4 protein-coding genes are annotated in these 3453 nt (G+C 64.8%); 3 read left to right on the forward strand and 1 reads right to left on the reverse strand.

Annotated features, from left to right (window positions below; genetic code table 11):
- Window positions 1–4 precede the first annotated feature (4 nt).
- Together VF497_RS13685 and VF497_RS13690 are read left to right on the forward strand one after the other, a co-directional pair.
- On the forward strand, window positions 5–163 hold the full coding sequence (locus tag VF497_RS13685; protein WP_330889632.1) for a hypothetical protein: 159 nt from the start codon (window positions 5–7) through the stop codon (window positions 161–163).
- Window positions 164–188: 25 nt separating this feature from the next.
- On the forward strand, window positions 189–1142 hold the full coding sequence (locus VF497_RS13690; protein ID WP_330889626.1) for a M23 family metallopeptidase: 954 nt from the start codon (window positions 189–191) through the stop codon (window positions 1140–1142).
- A gap of 27 nt (window positions 1143–1169) precedes the next feature.
- On the opposite strand, the gene VF497_RS13695 is transcribed toward VF497_RS13690, so the two are convergent.
- The gene (locus VF497_RS13695) at window positions 1170–2792 is read right to left on the reverse strand and encodes a tetratricopeptide repeat-containing sulfotransferase family protein (RefSeq protein ID WP_330889628.1); all 1623 of its coding nucleotides are present in this window, start codon (window positions 2790–2792) and stop codon (window positions 1170–1172) included.
- A gap of 123 nt (window positions 2793–2915) precedes the next feature.
- On the opposite strand from VF497_RS13695, the gene VF497_RS13700 reads away from it, so the two are divergent.
- On the forward strand, window positions 2916–3453 hold a 538-nt coding region (locus tag VF497_RS13700), incomplete at its 3' end, for a GTP-binding protein (protein ID WP_330889630.1).

Here is a 3453-nt window from a genome sequence, read left to right on the forward strand (position 1 = left end):
TTTCATCAGCTACGAAGACGCGCAGTCGCTGAAAGCGAAAACCGCGTTCGTCCGGTCGAATGGATTGGGTGGCATCATGTACTGGGAACAGGACGAAGACCCGAACGGCGAATTGCTCGACGTGCTGTGGAACGGGCTGCACGAGGCGCCTGCCAAGCCCTAGCCCGGTTTTTCTTTCGGAGTCGCAAGTGCAGACGAAACGCGCATCGAATCTGGTCCGGGCGATATCGGCGTTCGTCCTCGCCTGCGTTGCCGTGGCCGCGCAGGCCAAGCACATGTACCAGTACACCGACGCGCAGGGCATCGTGCATTTCACCGACGTGAAGCCGCCGGACAATACGCCGGGAGTGAAATCCACGCTCGTGCACACGGACGCGCAGCCGCTGCTGCGCTCGCGCGAAGACGGCACCGACGAGGACCGCACGATCGTCTTCGTCAACAGCACGGGCGGGCCGATCACGGTCGAGATCGACGTCAACGACGCGAAGAATGTGCACACCGAGCCCGAGGTGCTGCCGGCACGCGTGGTGCTAACCGGGCGCAGCGAGACGCGCGCGCTGCACATCGTCGCGACCAATCCGGCGGCGGGCTTCCGCTACGGCTACAAATACACCTACATGCCGGGCGACTATCGCGCGGTGCCCGACGAGAACGCACGTTACGCGCTGCCGTTTCCGGCCAATCTGAAACTGCGCGTCAACCAGGCCTTCGGCGGCAAGTTCAGCCACACGGAGGCGCAGAACAAGTACGCGATCGACTTCGGCATGCCCGAAGGCACGCCCGTGCTCGCTGCGCGCGACGGCGTCGTCATGACGGTCGACAACGACTACTACGGCAACGGTCTCGACATGGACAAGTACGGCGACCGCGCGAACAACGTGCGCATCGTCCACGACGACGGCACGATGGCCGTGTACGCGCACCTGCAACTCGAAAGCGCGCGCGTGCAGGTCGGCGAGCGCGTGCGCACGGGCCAGGTGCTGGCGCTGTCGGGCGACACGGGCTACACGAACGGACCGCATCTGCATTTCGTCGTGCAGCGCAATGCGAACATGACGATGCTGGCGGTGCCGATCCAGCTCGTCGGCGCGGATGGCAAGGCGTTTACGCCGGAGGAAGGGATGGGTGTGGGCGCGCAGTAAAGGCCGGACGGCCTCGCCACGCGACAATCATTCTTCCGCGAAAGCCGCCAGTTCGGGTACGAAAGGCAGGTAATTGCGCCAGCGCCCGACCGAACTCGCGAACACGGGCTGGCGTGCCTGCCACAGACTCGCCGTGCTGATGCTCGATGTTGAGGCCGGCGCCGTGGCAACATCCGCCGACCCGGCGATGCCGATCCATGCGGCGAGTTCGGCAATGTGCGCTTGCGGATCGCGCACGAGCGACTCGTAGCGCAACGCGCGTATCGACGCGGGGTATCGCTCGCGCCAGTGGCTCATCAGTCGCCTGCAATCGTCCATCACGCGGCCGATATGGTCGAAGCGATAGGAGAATCCCTGCACGTCTTCGAGGAAGGCCTGCATCCACAGCGACAGTGCGTTGTCGCGCGGACCGCGCTCGCAGTAGATGATCTTCGCCTCTGGCCACAGCGCGAGCATGAAGTCGATGTAGTGGAAATTGTGCGGCTGCTTGTCGATGAACCACTGCGCGTCGGAATCGTCCCTGCGCAATTGCGCCATGTAGGTCGCGGCGAGACGATCCAGCGACGGCTTTGCCTCCGCCGCCGACCGGTCGAACAGCCGTGCGATCCACGGCAGTTCACCGCGGCTGCAGACCTGCGGATACCTGGCGAGCAGTTCGGCGACGAGCGTCGTGCCGGAGCGCGGCAGGCCGACGATGAAGATCGGCGCGCGCTCGCCGGGCGGCGCGGACCTCGCGGGCAACGCGGTGGCGGCCAGACGCGCCGCGACCATCCGCTCCCATTGCTCGAGTGTCCACTTGGTCAGGCGGCCAGCCAGGGCATTCGCCTCGCGGAAATAGCGCGCGGCATTCGCGAAATCGCCGACATCGTCATGAGCCTTGCCGGAAGTGAACAACAACGCGGAGCGCGCGCGATCGCTGAGCCCCGGGCGCGCAAGCCCCGCGGCGTACCGGGCGAAATCCGGATGCTGCGCGGACCGATACTTCAAAGTCTGCGACAGGCCGAGCGGCATGTTCCATTCCCATGCCTGTTCGCTGTGATTCAACGCAAACAGATGGTTCTCGCGCGCGTCCGCGAAATTACCGAGCTGGAGTTGCAGCATGCCGGCGTAGGCATGCAGGCGCGCATCGTCGGGATTCGCCGCGATCGCCGCGGATGCCAGCGCAGCGGCGTCCGCCTTGCAGTCGCAGCCATCGAGGAATTCGATCGCCCAGATCGCCAGCCTCGCGTCCGCCGAGTGATGCTGCATGCAGGATCGCAGGCATTCCGCCACGGCGCGGACGCGCCCTTGTTCCTTCAGCATCTCCGCCAAGGCGAGCGCGGTGGAGACGTCGTCCGGTTTTTCCGCGAGCAGTTGGCGCAGGATTTCTTCCGCTTCTGAATCGTGCCCGATCCGGCGATAGACGCCACCGAGGGCGCGGCGCAGCTCGATCGAGCGGGGATGCGCGCCGATCGCGGCCGCGAGAACCGGCTGCGCCGACGGCATGCCGTACTCCATCAGCAACGCGCGCGCGACTTCGAGCCAATCTTGCTCGTCGGCACCGTCGAGGAAACCGCACAATTTGTCCGCCGTGACCTGCGCAGGGAACTGGCTGCGCCAATGCCGGTACTGCCCGACGGCTCTCGTGGCCTTGGTCACACTGGTTTGCATCGGAGGTTCTCAGGCGCGCATGCCGGCGAGGCGGCGCGCGACCAACTCAAGCGAAATCTTGGCGAATAATTCGCGGCGCGCCTTATCATACCGTCTCTTAGAAGAGGAAAATTCGCGATTTTCATGGACCATACCGAAGAAACCCGCCGCCGGCGCACATTCGCCATCATCTCGCACCCGGACGCGGGCAAGACCACGCTGACCGAAAAACTGCTGCTGTTCGGCGGCGCCATCCAGATGGCCGGCAGCGTCAAGTCGCGCAAAGCGGCCAAACATGCAACCTCGGACTGGATGGCGCTGGAAAAGGAGCGCGGCATCTCCGTGACTTCGTCGGTGATGCAGTTCCCGTACGAAGGCCGCGTCGTCAACCTGCTCGACACGCCGGGCCACGCGGACTTCTCCGAGGACACCTATCGCGTGCTCACCGCGGTCGACTCCGCGCTGATGGTGATCGACTGCGCCAAGGGCGTCGAGGAGCGCACGATCAAATTGATGGATGTATGCCGGCTGCGGGATACACCCATAATGACCTTTATCAACAAGCTCGACCGCGAGGGCCGCGCACCGATCGAGCTGCTCGACGAAGTCGAGTCGGTGCTGAAGATCCAGTGCGCGCCGATCACCTGGCCGATCGGTATGGGCTCGCGCCTCAAGGGCGTGT

It is taken from the genome of Rudaea sp. (assembly GCF_036383415.1).
Lineage (GTDB): Bacteria > Pseudomonadota > Gammaproteobacteria > Xanthomonadales > Rhodanobacteraceae > Rudaea.